This window comes from uncultured Roseibium sp., assembly GCF_947499295.1.
Classification (GTDB): domain Bacteria; phylum Pseudomonadota; class Alphaproteobacteria; order Rhizobiales; family Stappiaceae; genus Roseibium.
In genome coordinates this window covers 1-527 of the sequence record NZ_CANMNP010000129.1, presented here as the reverse complement: position 1 = coordinate 527, position 527 = coordinate 1, and the positions used below count along the sequence as shown (strand labels likewise).

The 527-nt window shown below is 55.0% G+C and carries 1 protein-coding gene; it reads left to right on the top strand.

The genetic code is table 11. The features are described 5' to 3' along the window. Positions 1 to 527 (top strand): DDE-type integrase/transposase/recombinase (locus Q0835_RS30085; protein ID WP_298967179.1); only part of this gene is annotated, 527 nt, incomplete at both ends.

The window sequence follows — 527 nt, the reverse complement described above, 5'->3', positions numbered from 1 at the left end:
TCGCTGCCTGCAACGTCATGGCATCAGCCGCTTGCCCGAAGTCGGAGGTGACAAACCAGCAAAGAAAAAGTTCAAGCACTACCCGATCGGCTATTTCCATATCGACATCGCCGAAGTCCGCACAGCCGAAGGCAAACTCTATCTTTACGTTGCGATTGACCGCACGTCCAAATTCGCCTTCGTGCAGGTCGTCCGCAAGACAGGCCGGACATCGGCTTCAGCCTTCCTCGTGGCTCTCATTGAGGCCGTGCCCTACAAGATCCATACCGTTCTCACGGACAATGGCATCCAGTTTACCTTTCCGCCGCGCTATGCCGATGGACCGACAGCACGGTACATGACCCACATGTTTGACATGAGATGCAGGGAAAACGGCATCGAGCATCGTCTGACAAAGGTGAAACACCCCTGGACAAACGGCCAGGTCGAAAGGATGAACCGGACGATCAAGGAGGCTACCGTCAAACGCTTCCACTACGATGATCATGGCCAGTTCGAAGCCCATCTCGCGGACTTCATCAACGCCT